Genomic DNA, 2,162 nt, shown 5'->3' with positions numbered 1-2,162 from the left:
GTGGTTAAGACACCTCCCTTTCACGGAGGTAACAGGGGTTCGAGTCCCCTACGGGTCACCACTATTTATTCCGGAGGCTTAGCTCAGCTGGGAGAGCATCTGCCTTACAAGCAGAGGGTCAGCGGTTCGATCCCGTTAGCCTCCACCATAATTCTATATGCTTATAATGACGCGGGGTGGAGCAGCCCGGTAGCTCGTCGGGCTCATAACCCGAAGGCCGCAGGTTCAAATCCTGCCCCCGCAACCAATCAATTTTATGAATTCACCATATTTCATGAAATTATCGCGGAGCCGTGGTGTAGTGGCCCAACATGCCTGCCTGTCACGCAGGAGACCGCGGGTTCGAATCCCGTCGGCTCCGCCATTATTATGCCGTTGTAGCTCAACTGGTAGAGCAACTGACTTGTAATCAGTAGGTTGGGGGTTCAAGTCCTCTCGACGGCACCATTTTTTTCTAGGTACTAGCTTTATAGCTAAAGGTTTGGGTTTAAATCCATTCTGACAAGGTGTTAAATCCTTGTTTACCTGATGTTTGTTTAGAGCCATTAGCTCAGTTGGTAGAGCACCTGACTTTTAATCAGGGTGTCGAAGGTTCGAGTCCTTCATGGCTCACCAGTATTTATCCCGATGCGCGCGTATGGCGGAATTGGCAGACGCACTAGACTTAGGATCTAGCGGGAAACCGTGGGGGTTCAAGTCCCTCTACGCGCATCGAATGCGGAAGTGGCTCAGCGGTAGAGCATCGCCTTGCCAAGGCGAGGGTCGCGGGTTCGATTCCCGTCTTCCGCTCCATATTTTTTGCGCCCTTAGCTCAGCTGGATAGAGCGTTTGACTACGAATCAAAAGGCCGGGAGTTCGAATCTCTCAGGGCGCGCCATTTTTACTTTAAATATTTTCGGGATGTAGCTCAGCTTGGTAGAGCACCTGGTTTGGGACCAGGGGGTCGCATGTTCAAATCGTGTCATCCCGATTTTAACTGATGTACTCTGTACTAGTTATACGAATCAAACAAAAGACTACTCTTAGTAGATTTTCTACTAGTGTAGTCTTTTTTTGTTCCATTTTTCCTTATACAAAGTATAGGTTTCAGGGTGTTGATTAATATAGATCGATATGAATCGTAATGAACAAAGTTTATTATTACTACCCATGATGAGCTGAATAATTGTAGTATATAATTTTATGAATTCTGCTGATCATGCTGGAATCTTCATTTTAGCTAGTGATTCTCGTAGTAATTGTCAACTGAAAATTGAGGCACATAATATTAGTCTTATATTCTTGGAAGTGGGATAGAGGCTATGATAGAACCGCTATATCTCCTAACGAAGAATGATGTAATGATGCCTCTATTATGTATTCTATATAAAGTTCCATACGTAATTGAGTTCCACATCAATTCAATTAAACTGCGCTGCTAATATATTTATGTAGAATCATTGGTATTACATTATCGAAATAGCTTGTTGAGATTTTACTAAATATCTGTAACCTCTCCGTCAATCTTTAGAGCCTTGAATATTTATTACTTTATTTAATGCTCTAATTTAGGTGTAAGTAAACAAAGATACTAATACTATGCTTCTTCTAGTGTCATAGATTGTACTACTAAGCTAATATTTTTAGTGCTTATAAAACTTCTTTGGTCTTTACCAAAGGTTCAAGGTTGTCGATGTCTTTAAGAGATTGGACTTGTGAGCAAGTAAATGTATTAAGTAATAGGTCATATCCTTTGACAAGTAAGGATGAAGTGAATGATAAAGTGAACGAAACTTACTAATCTGTTTGATACAGGTATTATTGTAATAAAGGAGAGTAAGTTCATGTCGAATAATATCAAAAAAGGGGTTGCATCTCCTTAAAAGCTATGGTATATTGTAATTCCTCCCGCGGTAAGTTAGCGGTGAAGACAAAATAACATAGTGAGTGATTGGAAATATTTATCACTTGCATCAAATTGATAAATATGTTATATTAGTTTTCTAGCCAAGAGAAACACGGCTAAGGCGTAATAAAACAAATTGTCCTTTGAAAACTGAACAACGAGTGAAGAAATACAAGAGGTTATTAACCTCAAAACGTTGAGAGAACGAGCGCTTCGGCGTAAGTGATTGAGACAAGCTAGCAAGAAATTTTGAGCAATCAGCTCTAATTATAGCAAG

The 2,162-nt window shown here is 40.7% G+C and carries 1 protein-coding gene and 9 tRNA genes; 9 read left to right on the top strand and 1 reads right to left on the bottom strand.

Annotated features, from left to right (window positions below):
- Positions 1–72 precede the first annotated feature (72 nt).
- The 9 genes from AC1DOK_RS24390 to AC1DOK_RS24350 all read left to right on the top strand — a co-directional run bounded on the left by AC1DOK_RS24390 (position 73) and on the right by AC1DOK_RS24350 (position 970).
- Positions 73–148, top strand: a tRNA-Val gene (locus tag AC1DOK_RS24390).
- 22 nt (positions 149–170) lie between these two features.
- Positions 171–247, top strand: a tRNA-Met gene (locus tag AC1DOK_RS24385).
- Between the two features lie 40 nt (positions 248–287).
- Positions 288–364: transfer RNA gene (locus AC1DOK_RS24380), tRNA-Asp, on the top strand.
- 7 nt (positions 365–371) lie between these two features.
- Positions 372–447 (top strand) — tRNA-Thr (locus AC1DOK_RS24375).
- 92 nt (positions 448–539) lie between these two features.
- Positions 540–615, top strand: a tRNA-Lys gene (locus AC1DOK_RS24370).
- 16 nt (positions 616–631) lie between these two features.
- Positions 632–711: transfer RNA gene (locus AC1DOK_RS24365), tRNA-Leu, on the top strand.
- A gap of 6 nt (positions 712–717) precedes the next feature.
- Positions 718–792, top strand: a tRNA-Gly gene (locus AC1DOK_RS24360).
- An 8-nt stretch (positions 793–800) separates the two neighbouring features.
- Positions 801–877: transfer RNA gene (locus AC1DOK_RS24355), tRNA-Arg, on the top strand.
- A gap of 19 nt (positions 878–896) precedes the next feature.
- A tRNA-Pro gene (locus AC1DOK_RS24350) sits at positions 897–970 on the top strand.
- 1,012 nt (positions 971–1,982) lie between these two features.
- Here AC1DOK_RS24350 and AC1DOK_RS24345 read toward each other — a convergent pair.
- On the bottom strand, positions 1,983–2,162 hold a 180-nt coding region (locus AC1DOK_RS24345), incomplete at its 5' end, for a hypothetical protein (protein ID WP_477556876.1).

The sequence above is a fragment of the Paenibacillus sp. P5_B5 genome (genome assembly GCF_056400365.1).
This window is presented reverse-complemented; position numbering and strand designations above follow the sequence as displayed.